This window comes from Massilia violaceinigra, from assembly GCF_002752675.1.
Taxonomy (GTDB): domain Bacteria; phylum Pseudomonadota; class Gammaproteobacteria; order Burkholderiales; family Burkholderiaceae_D; genus Telluria_A; species Telluria_A violaceinigra.
In genome coordinates this window covers 2,266,488-2,283,441 of record NZ_CP024608.1, presented here as the reverse complement: position 1 = coordinate 2,283,441, position 16,954 = coordinate 2,266,488, and the positions used below count along the sequence as shown (strand labels likewise).

At 58.2% G+C, this 16,954-nt stretch carries 14 protein-coding genes; 3 read left to right on the top strand and 11 right to left on the bottom strand.

Going from position 1 to position 16,954, the window contains the following annotated elements:
- Positions 1-64: 64 nt before the first annotated feature.
- Genes CR152_RS10355 through CR152_RS10345 form a run of 3 tightly spaced genes read left to right on the top strand, consistent with a single transcriptional unit; the run spans position 65 to position 1,601 of the window.
- Positions 65-796 carry a hypothetical protein gene (locus CR152_RS10355; RefSeq protein WP_099874845.1) on the top strand — a complete coding sequence of 244 codons (732 nt, stop codon included), beginning with the start codon at positions 65-67 and terminating at the stop codon, positions 794-796.
- Positions 793-1,323: a type II toxin-antitoxin system VapC family toxin gene (locus tag CR152_RS10350; RefSeq protein WP_099882163.1), complete on the top strand. Its 531-nt coding sequence runs from the start codon at positions 793-795 to the stop codon at positions 1,321-1,323. The genes CR152_RS10355 and CR152_RS10350 overlap by 4 nt, the downstream gene beginning before the upstream one ends.
- Positions 1,320-1,601 carry a hypothetical protein gene (locus tag CR152_RS10345; RefSeq protein WP_099874844.1) on the top strand — a complete coding sequence of 94 codons (282 nt, stop codon included), beginning with the start codon at positions 1,320-1,322 and terminating at the stop codon, positions 1,599-1,601. Before CR152_RS10350 ends, CR152_RS10345 begins: the two co-directional genes overlap by 4 nt.
- A gap of 716 nt (positions 1,602-2,317) precedes the next feature.
- On the opposite strand, the gene CR152_RS32800 is transcribed toward CR152_RS10345, so the two are convergent.
- From CR152_RS32800 to CR152_RS10290, 11 genes are all read right to left on the bottom strand, one after another.
- Positions 2,318-2,761: a hypothetical protein gene (locus CR152_RS32800; RefSeq protein ID WP_157778426.1), complete on the bottom strand. Its 444-nt coding sequence runs from the start codon at positions 2,759-2,761 to the stop codon at positions 2,318-2,320.
- An 8-nt stretch (positions 2,762-2,769) separates the two neighbouring features.
- Positions 2,770-5,166 carry an RHS repeat-associated core domain-containing protein gene (locus tag CR152_RS10335; protein ID WP_099874843.1) on the bottom strand — a complete coding sequence of 799 codons (2,397 nt, stop codon included), beginning with the start codon at positions 5,164-5,166 and terminating at the stop codon, positions 2,770-2,772.
- A complete protein-coding gene (locus tag CR152_RS10330; RefSeq protein WP_267876258.1) occupies positions 5,163-7,448 on the bottom strand; it encodes a DUF6531 domain-containing protein in 2,286 nt (761 codons plus the stop codon). The genes CR152_RS10335 and CR152_RS10330 overlap by 4 nt, the downstream gene beginning before the upstream one ends.
- Before the next feature lie 746 nt (positions 7,449-8,194).
- Positions 8,195-8,662: a hypothetical protein gene (locus tag CR152_RS10325; RefSeq protein ID WP_157778424.1), complete on the bottom strand. Its 468-nt coding sequence runs from the start codon at positions 8,660-8,662 to the stop codon at positions 8,195-8,197.
- 20 nt (positions 8,663-8,682) lie between these two features.
- On the bottom strand, positions 8,683-9,180 hold the full coding sequence (locus tag CR152_RS10320) for a lysozyme (protein ID WP_099874840.1): 498 nt from the start codon (positions 9,178-9,180) through the stop codon (positions 8,683-8,685).
- Positions 9,164-9,385 carry a DUF7940 domain-containing protein gene (locus CR152_RS10315; RefSeq protein WP_099874839.1) on the bottom strand — a complete coding sequence of 74 codons (222 nt, stop codon included), beginning with the start codon at positions 9,383-9,385 and terminating at the stop codon, positions 9,164-9,166. Before CR152_RS10315 ends, CR152_RS10320 begins: the two co-directional genes overlap by 17 nt.
- Positions 9,382-9,657 (bottom strand): hypothetical protein, encoded by a 276-nt coding sequence (locus tag CR152_RS10310; protein WP_099874838.1) that lies wholly within the window; start codon positions 9,655-9,657, stop codon positions 9,382-9,384. The genes CR152_RS10315 and CR152_RS10310 overlap by 4 nt, the downstream gene beginning before the upstream one ends.
- Before the next feature lie 54 nt (positions 9,658-9,711).
- Complete coding sequence (locus tag CR152_RS10305) at positions 9,712-10,320, bottom strand: hypothetical protein (RefSeq protein WP_099874837.1); 609 nt, start codon at positions 10,318-10,320, stop codon at positions 9,712-9,714.
- 59 nt (positions 10,321-10,379) lie between these two features.
- Positions 10,380-11,228 carry a hypothetical protein gene (locus CR152_RS32795; RefSeq protein ID WP_157778423.1) on the bottom strand — a complete coding sequence of 283 codons (849 nt, stop codon included), beginning with the start codon at positions 11,226-11,228 and terminating at the stop codon, positions 10,380-10,382.
- Positions 11,225-12,271: a hypothetical protein gene (locus tag CR152_RS10295; RefSeq protein ID WP_099874835.1), complete on the bottom strand. Its 1,047-nt coding sequence runs from the start codon at positions 12,269-12,271 to the stop codon at positions 11,225-11,227. Before CR152_RS10295 ends, CR152_RS32795 begins: the two co-directional genes overlap by 4 nt.
- A complete protein-coding gene (locus tag CR152_RS10290; RefSeq protein WP_099874834.1) occupies positions 12,268-16,935 on the bottom strand; it encodes a hypothetical protein in 4,668 nt (1,555 codons plus the stop codon). Before CR152_RS10290 ends, CR152_RS10295 begins: the two co-directional genes overlap by 4 nt.
- Positions 16,936-16,954 lie beyond the last annotated feature (19 nt).

The window sequence follows — 16,954 nt, the reverse complement described above, 5'->3', positions numbered from 1 at the left end:
GCATCTGATTATCGCAAGCGTGTCGAGACGAGTGCCGCTATACTCGGAGAAGGCGAGGAATCCCATGGAATCCAAAGAAAAGATTACGTTCAGCATCGACAGCCGCACTCCGGACACGCTTCCGATGAGCCGGCTGGCCGAGTATTTGTCAGCGCTGTCGACGCTGTATGGGAGTGACGAATACTTTCATTTCGACATGGTCGACAACGGTAGCGCCCTGCTGCAAGTGTGGGTTGATGAGCCGGCGATGACGACGGTGATGACGCAACTGGCATCCGTCGGTGCGGGCACGGCAGCCGCCCCTATTCATAAGGCATATAACCAGCTCGACTGCTTGCTGCGTGAAGACAACGCGGTCGGCGCGGTTCACGTGCACGGCGGTGTCGTTCTTGCTTTTCCGGGAAGAAATCGAAAAATTGTTGAAACGGTGTCGATTACCAAACTTACCACAATCGATGGCACGGTGATTAAAATTGGTGTCCGTGACTCGTCGATTCCTGTGACACTGAAAGATCTGGAAGGACAGGTCGTGCGTTGCCAGATCCGTGGCGTCGCTAACGCGAAAAGACTGTCGCGCCATTATCTGGAAGCACCCATCCGGGTGCATGGCAGCGGTCGATGGACACGTGGACAAGATGGGAAGTGGATCCTGGACATTCTTGACATCGATAGTTGGGAAATATTGGATCAGAGCTCCCCTGAAGGCCTGCTATCTGTCCTTGCGTCTCCGGACAACGGCTGGGCTCAAATGAGTAACCCCCAAGCCGAATGGCGGAAACTGCGAGGACTCGATTGATACTGTTCGATGCCAACGTCCTTGTTGAACTATCCCGGCTGGAAACGTCGGAAACGAAGGAGCGGATTCAGGGTCTCGTTTCTGAACTAAGCGTTAGCAAAACAGTGATTGGCATCCCGGCCTCGGCGTGGGCAGAATATTTGTGCGGCAGCGACGCCTCGGCCAGCGTTTTTTCCACCGCGTTTCGCTCGCGCGCCTATGTCCAGATTCTTCCCTTCGATGATATCAGCGCCTATGAAGCGGCACCGCATCACCAGGAAATCGTTGGCGCCACAGGCACGAAGAAGGGCCGATCCACGCTTGCATGGCAACAAGTCAAAATCGATCGGCAGATATTGGCGATCGCGCGTCAATATCGCGTCAGCGCGATTTATACGAACGACGACGACATGATCGCGGATGCGCATATCCTGAGGATCCCCTGTTTCCGCCCGTACGAAGTGCAGCTCAAACCCGTGCAAAGAATACTCGACCTGAATGCTGTCCCAGAAGGTTCTGAGGTCCGCCGCGACCCGGGCGAGCGATGAAATCGGCCTGCATCAACGTAGGCGGCTCCCTGCTGGCAATCGTGCTGGTCGATTCGGCCGATACGCTGCCGGAGCGCGGAGCGGCGCTGCTGGTGCGCCTGCAGCCGTATTTTCCGGCCTTGCCGATCATGCTGGTGTCGATCGAGAACAATGGCTTTCGCGCATTTGCCACGTTCCAGACCAGTGAGCTGCTCGCGCTCGTGCAGCTCGAACATGTGACCTTTGTCGATCTCGATGTGAATGCCGTGCCGGCGGAGACCGAAGTGCTCCCGTTCTAGGCTGTTGCTGGTGTATCCGAACGACGGTTGACAACGATCCGGCAAGGACGAGGTTTATGCACAGATGGATGATTGTCAACCCGCCTGCAGCAAGATGTGACTCGTTCTGGTGCTTGAGATAGCGCCTGGATGCTTTGCAATTGCGGCCCTTTGAAATGCTCCAGAATCTTGAGCGATACGCGGTCGCCTTGAGCGGAGTGCACCACCTTGCCCCCCCTCGGCGCACACCACGTACGTCGAAATGCATGCGCTCACGCCTTCCATGCACAGCTTTAATGCAAGAGGTAAGAAGCGGGGGCCTGGGGAAACTGAGTATCGGGAGCATGCGCACGACAGGGATGTTACTGGAGCGGGTGAAGGGAATCGAACCCTCGTCGTAAGCTTGGGAAGCTACCCAAGAAACGTGACAACCATGCGGGTTTGAGCCCTTTTTTCGCTCCACAAACTCTGCGCGATAGCATGCCAGAAAGCCCCTATCCATGCGGACCTAAATTGTTTTGTGGAGCGGGTTTTAAGGCAAAAAAGGAGTGCGAAGCTCGGCTTGAACTGGTCCTGCCTGGCAGCAAAGTGCGCCGGCACTACCTGCACCACGACTATGCCGACGAGAAGTGCGACGCATGGGCTAAGCTCGACACTCACTTATCTGCTGTTTTGAAGTGAATGCCTGCTTAGCTTATTCGAGCCCTCATAAAGAACATTGATGCAAGGCTTGGAAATCATCCTTTAAACTCGTAGTTATCGAGCATTTTTTCAAGTGTCTCCCGAGGCGAATTTTCACAGACGCCAGAATCAACAATATTCTTCAGAAGATAATATTCTACGTCATTTGAGATAATACCTCGCCGGACAATTTTTTGAATTTTGTCGGAATATAGATATCTCAATTTAGTTAAAGTAAAAAGTCCTTTGCTAGCGAGTAAAGTGTCAATTTCTTTGATTTGATCAGATGAAATTAAAAACGAACCTTGTATTAAATCATTCAAAGCCATGGCTAGCCCAGCGCGCGCATTCGCTGGAGAGGAAACTTCCATGGCTGACAGAACGCTTAACGGGTGCTTTTCGATAGGAAGGTTAATTTGCGGCATAACTAACGGGAATAACACAGCTACACATTCCTTAAATTCCGCATAACTTTCCGCCGATATCTTGATTTTGCTCATAGTTTCTCCTATTTACACGTACACTCTCGGTCACGTTTAATTTCACCAAATTCATTGATTGCACTGGCATCATAATAATCTCCAAACGGATTAATTTTACTTACTCCACGTATGGCATTTCTGGATTGACCCTCATCTGATTTAGCTCCTCCATTTATATCAATTAATTGTTGCTCACGCCCACGAATCCCATAGGGACTTTCACTACTTTTATCTAAGATAGGATCATCAAATCCCTCGGCATTAAGTATCGGCTGTCCGTTTTTTCTATCTTTTAGGTTCTGCTCTGGAGTGCCCCGTCCTGAGGTTCTACCGGAATAACATTGACCCGTTTTTTTGTTCAAACGGGTATATGTTTGATAGGTTACCGGAGCTTCTTCTGGATCTTTACCGAAAATCGCTTTCGCGATTACGCGGCTAGCCTCCATTGATGGGTTTGGTACTCCAGGCATGGGTATCGGTGGCATCGGCATGGGCACTTGAAGACCACTTGGATCAGTATTCGATACCGGATTGCCCAGTACATATCCATATGTATTCACTCCCCCGTCGAGCCCAATCGGATCACTCTGCAGATACCGCCCGGTCTGCGGATCGTAATCTCTGAAGTGATTGTAAAACAGGTTGGTGCTTCGGTCGTAATACTGGCCTGGCATCCGTAAATTGAATGTAAAGGTGCCTGATCCGCTGAAATATTCGGTCGGCGGCGTCAGCCCGAACGGGTCACCATTGTCCCAGCGCCAGACGATCTTGTTGTCGAGCGAACGTGTGACCATCCGCGGCGTTCCCAAATGATCCGGGTGAATATGGAATACGTTAATCGCCGTGCTTTGGGCGGGTGCCGTACCCGTCACTGTCTGCGTCAAAACTGCCACCGGCAGGTTGCCCAAGTACACAGTTTCGCGTGTCGCCTTACCGTTGGCATAGTTGTATTCACCAACCAACTGGCCCCGTTCATCATAAACGAACACGCCGCCGCCATAACTCTGGAATACTCGCTGATCCATACCGTTGAACAGCTGGTAGGTCGTGACAGCACCATTCTGGATACTGTACGGCCGACCCCGTCCACTGTAAGTGACTACGAGCGTACCATCGGTGGTCAGATTACCCGCGTCGTTATAGACATTTTTCTTTGCCGGCACTGGACCAGTGGTCGCGCTCAGCTTATTGCTGAGCGGGTCGATGGTGTTCGTGTAGCTGTTCGCTCCGAACCCAGCCTTGATGCGGTTACCGCTGACGTCATACGCATACGTCTGGCTGGTACCGTTGCCGCTGTAGCTGGTCAGGCGATTCAACTCGTCATAGCCGAAGGTCTGATTCAGGCTGGCAGGGCTGGGCGTCGTTCCTGTGCCGGTATGGATATACCCCTTGATGCGGCTGGCGGCATCGTAATGGACCGTGCGTACAACACCGTTCGCCGACGGGCTTCCCAAGGTATAGCTGCTGATCCTGCCATCGAGGTCATAGGTGCGCACATGCGCGTATTGGTTTGCTTGTGTGCTGTTGCTCCACGTCCAACCGGTTGTTCCGCCAAACGCTGCATAGGTAATATTGTTCAGCAAGACAATACTGCCGGTGCTCGTGCCGGTACCGCCGGCTTGCACCGGGTTCAGCGTGATGCTGGTGACTTGGCCCGCTTGATTGTAGCCATAGTTAACGCGGTTCCCGCTGGGGTACGTTACGCTCGTCAGACGACCGGCCCCATCGTAATCATAGGCAAGAGTGTGGGTGGTGTTGTATCCCCCTCCGATCGTGTTCTGGGTTTTGGTCGCCAAGCGCCCAAATTCATTATAGGTATACCTCGTATTACCCGACTCATCCGTCATCCGCGTTATTTTTCCGGCCGCGGTCGGCGTCAGGGTGGTGTCGCCGTCGTATTCAAACGTCGTGCTGGCGGAGCCCGTATAGTCGATCCGGGTCAGACGGTTAAGCGCGTCGTAAAAATAGGTGGTCGTTTTACCACGACCGTCCATGCTCGTCTTCAAGTTGCCGGCGGCATCGTAAGTCGACTTCGTCAACCCGGTGTCGGGACTTCTCAGCTCGCTACGGTTACCCAGGCCGTCGACGTCGTATCGTGTCTCCAGTTTACGCGGATCGGTTACCGTCGCCACCTGGTCGATTCCGTCGTAACCATACTTGAGGGTCGGACGTGCACCGTTGGTCAGCGGCTGCTCCACCTGCTTTACACGGTCGAGCGGATCGTAGGTGAAGTTCGTCACCCGTCCTAGCGGATCGGTCACCTCCTTGAGGTTTCCAACGAGGTCGTACTTGTAACTGGTGGCACCTTCAGGCACCGACTGCGCCGATGCAACGGTGCCGGTATAGGCACCTAGCAGCGGGGTATACGTCATGACAACAATCAGTGCCCCGGACATTAAACGGCTGAGAATACGGCGGCTCATCGTGCAGCTCCGGTTTGGCTCGTCAGACGGCCGGTTTTGTCAAAGGTACGGGTAATCTGGCGCACGAGGTTGCCTTTGTGGTCGCGCACTTCTTCCTTGATCCGGTTGCCGGTGAGGTCGAGTGTATAAATGATGCTTTCGGTGCTTTCGTCACGACCGCTGACGACGGAGGTCAGCCGGTGTGCTGCATCGTAGGTGTACTTCCTCACGCTGTTGTCGGGGAACGTGACCATCTCGATCTGACCTGAAGGCGTGTAGGCGTAGGTGGTCGTCTGTGGCGGCTTCTTTGTGCTTATGCCACTTGATACGATTTTCGACTTGACCCATCCGCGCTCGGTGTATTCCAGCTCTGTCTTGATGCCGTCAAGCGCGCGAATCGTATGAACTCGGCCGTGGGCGTCATACCCCCCGTAGGTCGTCTCTTTGCCGACGCCGTTCGTTACCTTGATCAGGTCGCCCGTGGACTCATCATAGTCGTACTTGGTGACATCGACGATGTCGGTACGCGGTCCGGTCACGGTTAGCAATTGCCCCACCTTGTTGTGCGCAAATGACCATTTCCGGGCGCTGCCGGTCAAAGGCGCATTCAATCCCTGCGCCCCCGTCAGATCGGTGGTGGCCTGCTCGCTTGTGGAGAGCAGATTGCCGGTCAAGGCGTCGTACTGGTATTTCGTAATACGCTTGGGTTCGGCGATAGTCTCCGGCAGGCGAAAAGTCATGTGCCATTTGGTCGTGGTTTTACGTGCCGGCGAAGCAAGTGTTTGCGTAGCCAGCAGCGAGGGGCAATCGGCTGTCGCTGCGCCTTCCACCCGCGCCGTTTCAAGATTGCGTCCGGCCTCATATTGGAAACAGCTGTAATTATTGTTGAAATCCTTGGTCATGGTGACATTGCCGATGGCGTCATACTTGCGTTCGGCGATCGTGCCGCACTCCACGCAGGGAGCGTCAACGGTGGTGCTTTTGGCGACGCCCTGCACATATTGTTTGCCGAAGTTGCTCACCGACGCCACCGGATTTTCCTTCGGCCCCACATAATGGGTCACCGTTGCCGCCGAGGTAGGTCCGTCGGTATAGGCGACGGTTACTTTCTCGACATCTTCACCGAGCTGCGACGACGTTGCCCTGCCGGAGCAGTCATATGTCCAGCTGATGTACCGATCTTCATTTTCATCGACTAGGCCGGTCATCAGATTGCTAAAAGCCCTCGGGCCAAAGCCTTTCCCGATGGTTTTAGTCAAGGCGCCGCTGCATGCGGCGCCATTGTTGATTTTGCTGGCTTCGTTGTACCAGTAAGTCTGGCTTTTTCCATCAGGATAAGTCACCTTGGTCAGATTGTTTGCTTTGCACGCGTAAGTAGCTTCGTTACCAGGAATGCAGCCGCCGGACGCACCGTCGTACTCGTAAAGGGTGGACTCACCCGCTGGATCGATCATTGCGGTAATGCGGCCTTTTACGTCGTACTTAAACTGAATTTGACGTCCCCAATTGTTGGTCACGCAGAGCAAACGACCTGCCTCGAGCACGCCGTTCGGATGCACGTTTCCGCACTTCGGGGCAGTTGCCGGAAGACGGCTGACGCTGGTATCGTTGGTGACGCCATCGCTGTACGTAAAAACCTGGTTGAGTCCGCTGCGTTCGGTCACCGACAACAGCAATCCCGTAGCGTCAAAACGTTCCGAGCGGTCCTGCTGCGCGCTGGAATGAGTCCATTCCTTTACAGCCGAGTTGTCCGCCGTCATCACCGGAGAAAGCTTGTCGCACACATCGGCGGAACTGGTGTATGTGCCGTTTGTGGAACGGGTGAACATGGTTTGTTTACCGTCGGGGTGACTGATGGACACCCTGCCTGGAATTGGTTCCTGGCTACGGAAACCGGACGAGCACTCTATGGAGTCATCTTCAGGGAAGAGCCAGCAAGTTTTAGAGTTAGCGTATTGTTTTTCTGGGCGGAGCGATTTGTTATACGAATGAGTCCAACGCACACCAAATCCGCGGATCACCGAGGGATCTGGATAGGCGAGCGTACTGTTGTAGGTACGGCTCAGCGACAGGTTACTCGCGCTCTTCGGCGCTTGGTAATCCGTGATGATGTGCCACATGTTCCCGGTGGCCGGCTCAATCGGTTGTCCGACGGGCGGTGCGCTCAAGCGTGAACAACTTCCACCTACATTCCTTCCGTCGGAGTCGTCCCGCGTTTTGGGTTCTATCTTGACGCATGTACGCTCTTTAGCGGAATAGCGATACCCATCGGCTGAGCTACACGCCGCTCGTATGCGTTGCATAACAACGTTGCTGGTTCCGTCGCCATATGGGACGCACGCACCCTCCTTGATATAATATAGTTGAGACGGCATAGGCTTATCTGCAATAGTAGAAAACGTTAAGAACGTTCGGTCAGGCCCGTACGCTGCTGATGCGTTTTGAACAAAAAAATATTTACAATAAAAGGCTGTTCCGTTGCTCGCCCAAAACCTATCAATGTCATCCTTCTTTGCGCCATCTTCATCCCAAAAGTAACGATTGTACGTTAACCTATATTCGTAGGGTCCAAATGAATCAGGCACGCCGGCCCGCGCGTTGATTGTGATGCACAGAAGAATTGCGGTGATCAACAATAAGAATATCCGTTGGGGCGAGAGCCGCGATAAACAGATAAATTGTACAAACGAAGAAGCCATCTCACACCTTTGAATCTTGAAAGTTGCAAAATTATCTCATGGCAACGCAATACTTTTATACATTCAGCAATATATATTTGTTAACGTTGTAATTCGGCGACCACGCTACCATCAAGTGTCACCGCTGCCGCTATAGCAGCATTTGCCATACTCTTGAAGTGTCGAGTGTGCCTACAAGTCACCGGTGAGTTGACTCGCCCACGCTTCTGACTTTTCGTCGGTCACTGCGCAAACTCCGTCTCACAGCACACGAAATGCGCCAGCAGGTCAGCGCTCACCGTCTGCATAGGCGAGCGGTCCGGACCGTCGACCCGGTGCATTTGCAAGATCAGCGGGCCCGGCGGCGTCGCTCACGGCACCAACCCGTTTGCCTCGATAAACGCCTGGCACGCACGCCCTGTGGCCAAGTCCTGCTCCACGGCCAGCGTCAACGCTCTAAAATCTCGCTCAACGCTTTGTGAAACCAGCCGGCCGGGTGGATTGGCACGGTCGCCGCCGCTGGCGCTTTCGGCTTTGGCGGGGGCGGCAGGTCCGCTACAGATGGCGTGACCGACGCGCACCCGACGAGTAGCAATAACAGCAGCAACAGGAGCAAGTTCTTCATTCTTGGCTTTCGTGATTCCGACATTGATGGTGTGCTGCTGAGTCGACAGGACGGCGTTGTCCTGCACGCGCGCGACGACGGCGCCCAGGTCGCGCGCGGCCCAATCGCTGACAGCGGCGTCGTAGCCGGCATGCCAAACGTGCGAGCGGTACCCGGCGGCGCCGGCCGCGACAGCGGCTGCCACGGCCAGCGCGGCTCCGATTTTCCAGGCCATCGGAATTGCGGCTAGCGGGATCATTTGGCGGCCACGCACTGCGCATGCGAGCGCTGGCGATCCGTCCACAGGCCGGCGCAGCGTCGGTTGCCGGGTGTCGAGCAGTCGTAGCCGGCGGCGAAACGGTACAGCAGGATCGCATCGCAAGCACCGCGGTAGTCCCCCCCGTTCAGCCGCTTTACGATGGTGCTGTTGCAGAACGCGGTCGACCCGATGTTGTAGGTCAGATCGACGTACACGTCGTATTCCGCCTGGGTCATCGGGGCGCGCACACAGCTTTTGACGGCCCCCTCGTAGGTCCGGACATCGAGAAGCGCCCGCTGCGCCGCCTTGACCGGCGTGGTGCGGTCGCCAGCCTTCACGCCGCCGGTGGTGCCGAACCCAATGGTGGGAACGTCTCCCTTCGTCGGGACGATCACGCCGTCGCTGTAGCCCTCACGTGTGAGGATGCCCACGAAAGCCGCAGCGCTCAGCGCAAGCCCGGCGATGCCCATGCGGGCTTTATTTGTCAGTGCCATGGATTTCTTTCTGCGCCAAGAGGCGCGAGACATTTGCGAAAATGGAGATTGCCGCGGCGCCGCCGGCGAACATGCCGTTCGGCACGCCGTCCGGCTTCCAGATGGCCACGGCCACCTCGGCGGCGCCGAACAGTGTGGCCGCCACGTTGAATTTCACGCTCCAGGCTTTGCGCAGAACCGTGCGCCAGTCGTCGATGAGCCTCATTGCTTCACCGTGATCTTGAGCGCCTGCCACATGGCCAGTGCTACCCAGCCGGCGCCGGCCAGCGCGCCCGCCTGGGTGACCTTGATAAGCGCCTCGCGCACCAGCCGGTTGCGCAGCTCGCGCCACTCGATCACGGCTTCGTGATAGCGTCGGTGGCCGTCCGTGTCTCCGGATGGGAAGGCGGTTAGTATCTGCTCGGTCTTGCGCGTGTTATCGGACAAAGCCGTCTTGATCGACACCAGCATGGCGTCGCGCTCTTGATCGTTCATCATTCGTTGCCTTAAAAATAGGCCACCCGAAGGTGGCCAGAGGTGGAGCGTGCGGGCCTACTGGTAATAGTTGATCGTCACCGATCCGCCTGGCGGCACCACGATGGGGTATCCGTTGCCAGGAGTGACGGCGATGTTGTAGTGCGTGGAAGTCGGCGCAACGCCGCCGCTGATGCCGCCGGCAAAGGTGTAGCCGAGCGCGGTACTATCGCTGCCGTTCGTCGGCGAGCCGTAGTAGTTCCAGCTGACCGTGGCCGACCAGTTTTGCGAAGACCCGCCGCCAACGATATTTCCGCTGCTCAGCCAGCCGGTCTCATACACAATCGTGGCCGATCCCGCGACCACGCCCGACAATGAGTAGCCAGCAGTGGCAACCGTGTACGTGTTGTTTGAATGCTGGCTGATGTTGTAGAAGGTGTAGCTCGGGCTGCCGCCGGCGTTGATCGCGTTACGCTGAGAAATTGCCGAATTCGTTGCTGATGCCCAGTCATAGTTGCCGGAATTTGTGCCACCACTGCCGATGTACCAGAACACCGTTGCTACCGTCGTGCTTGCGCTGAGCAGGGGCGCCGCGCCGCCGTTACTGCCTTTGCCGACCAGGCTGTCGACCATCGTGGTCGACGCGGGCGCCGTCCATGTGCCGCTGCTGGTAAAGGTTGCGGTCATGGGCGTGCGTGCGCGCTTCCCATAAAACCTGCTGCGGCGGGCATCGATAGGCGTCATGATCAGCCTCGCAGCACGGACACGATGAGCGTGGTGCCGCCATCGCGCGTCGACACCATCACGTAATCGGTGCCGCCTGTCTGCCAGGTGATATTCGCGGCGGCCGCCGTGGTCTGGATCACACCGTCGTAGCGGATGAAGCGCGCGCCGGCAGGCCACGCCGGGTTGCTACCGAGGCCGACATTCACCAGCTCTAAGAATTGCACCGCCTGCTTGCCGCTGGCTGGCCAACCCGTGAAGCTCATCGTCTTGGCGCCCGACGCTGGCGCCACGCGCTGGGTGCCGCCATTCGCATAGGCCACCGCAGTGCTCGTGCCATTGTCGTAGAAGGTCATCGCCCGAGTAAGTTCCTGTAGATCGGACAGCAGCGCAAGGGTTCCCCCGGCCGCCGGCACAGTCAACGGAATAACTGTGCCCGTTGGAATCAGCGCGTCGCACTCGAAGCGAACCTGCTTCGACGCGTCAATACTTCCTTTCGCGATCGAATTGGAGTCAATAAATGCTACGGCGGTGCTAGCTGTGGCCGCACTCCCTGCGGCAGCAATAGAGTAGTCGCGGGACTGATTCTTATAATTCTCAGAAGCATCTGCCGCAGTGTAAGCATTGTTTTTATACTCAAGAGCGTTATCGCGCGCTGTCTCAGCCGCGGTCTTTGCCGCATCGCTCGCAGCTTCCTTTGCGTTCACGTTCGTTTCGAGCGCGTTCGCCTGGGTGCGAAAGGCATTCAGCTCTGGCACCATCACCTGCTGCGCAGCGACGAAGGCAGCCGCCTTCTCGCTGAACACGGCCGGGGTGTCTGTCAGCGGATTGGGCGCCGGTGGCAGCGCGGTGATCACTTGGGTTATTGTCATATCAGTCCTCGGAATGAAATCGGCGCGTTCTGGCCGCTATTTGAAATCGGCACTTCCCACTGGTCGATGTAACCGTAGGCATAGGTCATTGAATATTTCGTTGAGCCGATCACGATCAGCTCGACATCGGTGTATTCGGTAAGCAGCCGGTGCGCCTCGTCTTCAAAACCGTCCGGTATGCGAACTTCGAAATTGAGGCGCTTGGCGTTCGCACGCTTGAAGATGGTCACATTGCCGAATTTGTCGGTGTCGACCGTGGAGTAACTGAGCGTCCCGCCCGTCACTCCCCATTGTGTGGTCCCGATCGTGCGCGACTTACCGACGAAGCACCCGCTTATCGCGGCGTCGAGTCCGGTGTTCTCGATCGTGATGGTCAGCGACGACGCTGCATATGGCGGCACGCCATCGAACACCACGTCACCGATCCTGATCGGAATCTCGTAGAAGAAGTCGTACCAGTTCAGGACGTGGTGCCGGACCAAGTTCTGCGTGCGCGTGTACCCCGTGCCCGACTGCGTGATGGTCGCGCTGGCGCCCTCGACGTTGAGCAGGGTCACGGTGTTGACCAGGCCGGGCGCTATGACGAAGCTGATCGAGTTCGGCACGACGGTTCGGCTATTCAGCGCCTTGTCGAACGCATTCCAGCGATTCGTCGCGCTTTTGCGCAGCCACTTGGCCTTGTCGGTGAGCGCGTTGCCCAAGTTGCCCGCCGCCTGGGATTCGTATAGGTCGTGCACGTTGGCCGAAGTGCTCGACACCACATCGCCCAGGCCGTAGGAGGTGCCCGTGCTGTAGGGCGCGTAGACTGTCCCCAGCGGCTTCCACCAGGTTGGCGAGGTGGCAGGAGCGTGTCCAACATTGCTCGCCTGGAGCCCCTGATAGACGGCCTGCTTCGTTCCCGTGCTCACACCAACGACGGCGCCTAGGACGTATGTGGAGCCAGACGAATACTCTTGCGCCAGCCCCTCGGGCACCGTGCTGCTGATCAGCATGGCGTCGGTGATGGCAACCGGCCGGATCAGCCAGAAATCGGCGGCGCTCACGCTGGCACCTCTTTCGTGCGCACGGCGACGCCGCCATCGGACAGTCGGTCCTGCGTATCAGCAGAGCGCTGCGTGTTCGACGCAATCCTGTTGAGCACGGTCTGCTGTGCGGCAACCTGCGCGGTGAGACGCTCGACAACAGCCTCCAGCATCCCGGTGTCGGAACCTTGGCGGGCCACGTTCTGCGAATACTGCGGGACCGGCACGTTCGACGCCGACACGCCCGCGTTCGTGCTTGCGGCAAAAGCTGAGGCATCAAGGCCAAACATCCGCGACAAAATGTTCCCGGTGTCGATCAGGCTGCCCATCGTCTGCGCGCGCACCCGATCGCGGTCCATCGCCGTCAGCGCGTTCGCCTCGGACAGGTCAAGCAGCGACTTCGACAGTTGCGGCAAGAGCTTCGCTGCCTCCTGATCCCCCGCGCGCGCCTGCGCCGTTTTGATGGAAAATGCCGCCTGCGCATCGGCTATCGATGCCGGCGTGTTTTCGTTCAGCATCCCGCGAATGCGCGCGACCTCATCAAAGATCGATTCGGTAATTGCCCGGTAGGCGGTCTGGATCTGTTCAGCGGCGCGCCTGGCGTCGTCAGCAATATCCTGTTGCTCCTTCGCGGCATCCTGGGCAATTTTGAGAGCATCTGCCGCCGTCTTGGCCGCAAGCGCATCCGCTGCGTTTTTGTCCTGGATGGCAAAAATTGCTTCCTTCAAGGCCTTGTTTGCAGGATTGAGCGCGTCGAGTTCTAGTTTGCGCAATCCTGCCGTGTCGCCCTGCAGCTGCATCATTTCTCGCTCAAGGCCTGCCCGTTCCGCGGCGATGGCACGAGCGGATGCAGCAGCGCTATCAAGCGCGGCAGCCGCTTCCTTCGCTGCCGTTGCCTGGTCCTGCATGGCGTGCAGCTGCATGGCGAGCGGGGCCACCGTGGCGTCGAGGCCTGCAATCTCCGCGGCGCGCCGCTGCTCCAGCGTCATGCTGGCTTGCTCCAAGGTGGCGATCTGCTCCGCGTACGACCTCATCGATGCCGCCGTGGCTTCGTTTGCGTCCTTGGCCGCCTGCGCTGCAACAACGCTGTCGAACAGGGCGCGGTTACTTTCATCAAGCGCGTCCCGCTGCTTTGCGAGCAGCTGCGCGGACGTCATCGTGGCCGCGTCGTATTCTTCCTGCAGGCCGGCCCGCTCCTCGAGCACCGCTGCCATATCCTTCGCACCCGGTGTGACCAAGGCAAAAGCTTCCTGCAACGCCATTAGGCTCGTGTAGGTCTCGGCGCCCTTCGCGGTGTTCAGGTCGAGGCCAAGCACGACTTCCTTGAACTGATCCCGGGTTGTGACTCCGGCCATGCCGAGCGCGGCCATCTGCTCGGTGACCTGCCGCTGAACCGGTGCCATGCGCTCCGCCTCCGTCAGGTAGTTGTTGGCGAAGCCGGATGCCTGCTCCGACAGCGCGTCAATACCTCCCGCCAGGTCGATCAGATATTGGCGCGCGGCCAGGCTGCTCACGCCGGTGGCGCCGAACGTCATGCCGATCGACGACAGGGTCGAGTCCAAGATGGCCGAATTCGATGCGAGCCGGATTACCGTCTCGGCATATCCCTCGCCGACCTCGCGGAAACCGTTCAGGTCCGGGAAGACTGCCTCGGCCATGTCGTCCATCGTTTTCGATATTGCAGCGTTCAGGGCCTCGGTCAGCGCGTCCCCGCTCAAGCCCTTAAACGACAGCTTCGTCTTATCGATCGTCAGCGCATCGAGGGTGGCCGTCACGTGCTCGACGCGCACGCCGAGCGATTCCGCGGCGCTACCCAGCGCCGTTTCGACGTCGGTGAAAATCCGCGCAAACTGACTGGCGAGCCCAGGATCGAGGCCCTGCGTGTTCATAGTATTGTTGGTCGATGAGCCGAACAGGCCCTTTTTCTTCGTGTCGACGCTGGCGTATTGCTCATAGCCGGCGCCGGCCTGCAGGTCATTTACACGACCGCCGAACTGGATGCCCGAATCCACAATTGTGGTTGTGACCTTCCCGAAAATAAAGGACGCAACTTTTTGCATCACCGAGGCCAACGGATTGATACTACTCCCGAGCAATTGCGAATTGACGATCGCCTGGCCGTTCTGCTTCACGCCGGTCTGGATGGCCATGTTGGACCCGTCGACCACGCCAGGCGCGCGCACGATGAGGTTGGTCAGCCTTTTCCCGGATGCATTGATCGAGCGTAGGACGGACAGCATGCCTACGTTGAGCGGAATCAGGTTGCCAGAATTCGCCTCCAGCATTTCAAGTGATCGCTGGATCGATGCGGACCGTGCGTCCTTGTCGCCGAACACGCCACCGGTGCCTTGCTTCTTCTGCACCTCTGCGGCAGACATTCCACCGCCACCGCCGCCACCGCCCGACATGGCCACGCCGACGCCGGCGAGCAGCGCGACCACAGCGGCGCCCGCGGCAACGTTGTACGGGAATGGCAACGACGCGAGCGTCTTGGCAAATGCAGCAACCCCATCCGCTGCTGCGCGCAATCCGGAATTGATGATCGACTTTCCGGTCGCAGCGTTGTCCGCCGCTGACTCGGTAGCCCGGCTCGTGACGAACAGGCCCGTGAAGGCCGTCAGCAGCCCGCTCTTGGTCAACATCGTTTCGATAGCCATCGCCATTTCGGTGGCGCGGAAAGCCTTCTCGGCGCCCTCCATTACCTTGTAGCCAGTGCTGTTCTCCTTGAAGAACCCCTTGGCCGCGGTTGCCATATCGCCGTAGGACTTCACGCGCGCCTGGGCGGACTGCTTGGCGGCCGCAATTTCGGCCTTCAGCACGGTCTCCGGGCTGTTGCGCTTGTCGTCCTTGACAGCGGCCAGATGCGCGGCGATCGCCGCCTGAGCGCGGCCGTAGCCCGACAGCGCGGTGGTCAAGCCCCCGATGGCAGAGCCGATCTTGCCGAAGGATGCGGCCATGCCGGCCGCCGCCGACTTTGTGGCTTCGTCCAACTCCGCCATTACTTCGAGCAGTTCCTTTGCCTGGGTAAGGCCAGGCGCATCGCCGAGCGCGCCCGCGCCAACCTGTGCGTCGGCCAAGCCCTTGAGCGCATCGATGCGACGCTGAATGTCGGCAATGCCCTCTTCGGTGAGGACGGCCGACTGTTTGGCCGCTTCGAGCTCGGCGATTCGCGCGAGTGTGATTGCCTCGGGGAGCATGCCGTGTGTCCGGATTTTCGTTAAGAGCGCCTCGGTTTCGGAGTTGATAGCCGCGACTTCGCTGTCGGAGTTGGCGCGAGCCTGGGCCAGAACCTGGTCTGCGTCGGCTTTGGCCTTCGCTGCCTTCGTGGCGATATCGAGCGCGAGCGCTTCTTCCATGATTTTCGTGCGCAGCTCGGCGGTGGGCGCTACTGCTGCCGCGCGCGCCGCCGCCATCATTTTGAGCTGGTCGGAGCCCAGGCCGGCCTGGCTGGCTTCCACCTTCAGCGCTTCGATAAAATCGTTCGCCTGCTTTATTGCGGCCGCGCTCTCTTGTGCCGCCTTCTTTGCCGCAGCGTCCCGTTCGCGCTTTGCCTCGGCGGCAATGCGTTTTGCCTGCGCTGCTGCCTCGGCGGTCTTCTTCTCTGCTGCCGCTTTGAGTTCGGCGTCCTTGAGATATGCGGCCGCCTGCTCTGACGCTGCATCCCTCTCCGCCTTGCTGCTCGCCTGCACGTCAGCCTCCACTTTTCTGGCGGTCTTCCCGACCTCGAGCCAACGCTTTTCCCAGGCGTCAAAAGCCGCACGGCCGCTGGTGGCGTCCTCCTTCATCGTTTTGTCGATGTTCTTGAGCGCGTCAAAGTCCAGGGTGACAAGCGATGCGACGGACGCGGCGATGCCGCCGATATCGTTGCCGATGGTTTTGAATACAAACGCGACATTGCCGCCCAGGATGACCAAGGCGCGGAACGTCTCCGTCAAAGGGCTGAAAGAATTTCCGACCTCTTCAGCGCCTTCCGCAGTCTTGAGAAGATGCCCTGCAAGCAAATTCAACATTGGCAGGAGGCCCGTTGCTACACGCGCGCCTGCGCCGGCCGCAATAGCGCCGAATTCGTCCAGCATGTCGTTAAACGCGGCTGCATCTGCCGAGCTTTGAGTCGTGATGCCCGACAGCTGCTGTCCCCGCTTGACCAACTCGGCTATTCCTTCTCCGCCTTCGTCCAGCAACACCGCGGCGTCCTGCCAGGATTTACCCAGGACGGCCGCCCCGAGCGCCGCGCGCTGCTGGGGGTCTTCGATATTCTTGAAGACGGTGGCGAACTGTTTGAAGGCTTCGATCGGCTCCTTGGCCGTAACGCCCAGCTTTGAGAATTTTTCCGCGTCGGCGCCCATATTCGTAGCAAGCTTTGTGATTGAGGCCGCGGCTTTTTCCAGATCCGTCCCCGAAAGCTTGGCGCCGTAGCTCAGGCCCGCCAGGTCTTCAACCGTGATTCTGGTGCGCGTGCTGAGATCAGTCAGGCTATCGATCGCATCGAGCGATCCCTTGATCATTCCTGCGAACGCCGCGACCGACAGGGCGCCCGCAATGGCGCCGAGCGCCGTCTTTGCCATGTCGGCCGCCTTCGCCATACGAGTCGTGTTGTCCTCGACCACGCGGCGTGCCTGGTCCATGTCCGTGCGGATCCTGGCGACGTCGGCCATCAGTTGAATTTCGAGCTGGCCAGCGAGCATGGCATCCTCAGTAAAAAGA

Bases quoted from the DNA above. Each gene is read 5' to 3' on its own strand.
- CR152_RS10355 (WP_099874845.1), top strand. From the start codon at position 65: ATGGAATCCAAAGAAAAGATTACGTTCAGCATCGACAGCCGCACTCCG.
- CR152_RS10345 (WP_099874844.1), top strand. From the start codon at position 1,320: ATGAAATCGGCCTGCATCAACGTAGGCGGCTCCCTGCTGGCAATCGTG.
- CR152_RS32800 (WP_157778426.1), bottom strand. From the start codon at position 2,761: ATGAGCAAAATCAAGATATCGGCGGAAAGTTATGCGGAATTTAAGGAA.
- CR152_RS10335 (WP_099874843.1), bottom strand. From the start codon at position 5,166: ATGAGCCGCCGTATTCTCAGCCGTTTAATGTCCGGGGCACTGATTGTT.
- CR152_RS10330 (WP_267876258.1), bottom strand. From the start codon at position 7,448: ATGCAACGCATACGAGCGGCGTGTAGCTCAGCCGATGGGTATCGCTAT.
- CR152_RS10325 (WP_157778424.1), bottom strand. From the start codon at position 8,662: ATGGCCTGGAAAATCGGAGCCGCGCTGGCCGTGGCAGCCGCTGTCGCG.
- CR152_RS10320 (WP_099874840.1), bottom strand. From the start codon at position 9,180: ATGGCACTGACAAATAAAGCCCGCATGGGCATCGCCGGGCTTGCGCTG.
- CR152_RS10315 (WP_099874839.1), bottom strand. From the start codon at position 9,385: ATGAGGCTCATCGACGACTGGCGCACGGTTCTGCGCAAAGCCTGGAGC.
- CR152_RS10310 (WP_099874838.1), bottom strand. From the start codon at position 9,657: ATGATGAACGATCAAGAGCGCGACGCCATGCTGGTGTCGATCAAGACG.
- CR152_RS10305 (WP_099874837.1), bottom strand. From the start codon at position 10,320: ATGACCGCAACCTTTACCAGCAGCGGCACATGGACGGCGCCCGCGTCG.
- CR152_RS32795 (WP_157778423.1), bottom strand. From the start codon at position 11,228: ATGACAATAACCCAAGTGATCACCGCGCTGCCACCGGCGCCCAATCCG.
- CR152_RS10290 (WP_099874834.1), bottom strand. From the start codon at position 16,935: ATGCTCGCTGGCCAGCTCGAAATTCAACTGATGGCCGACGTCGCCAGG.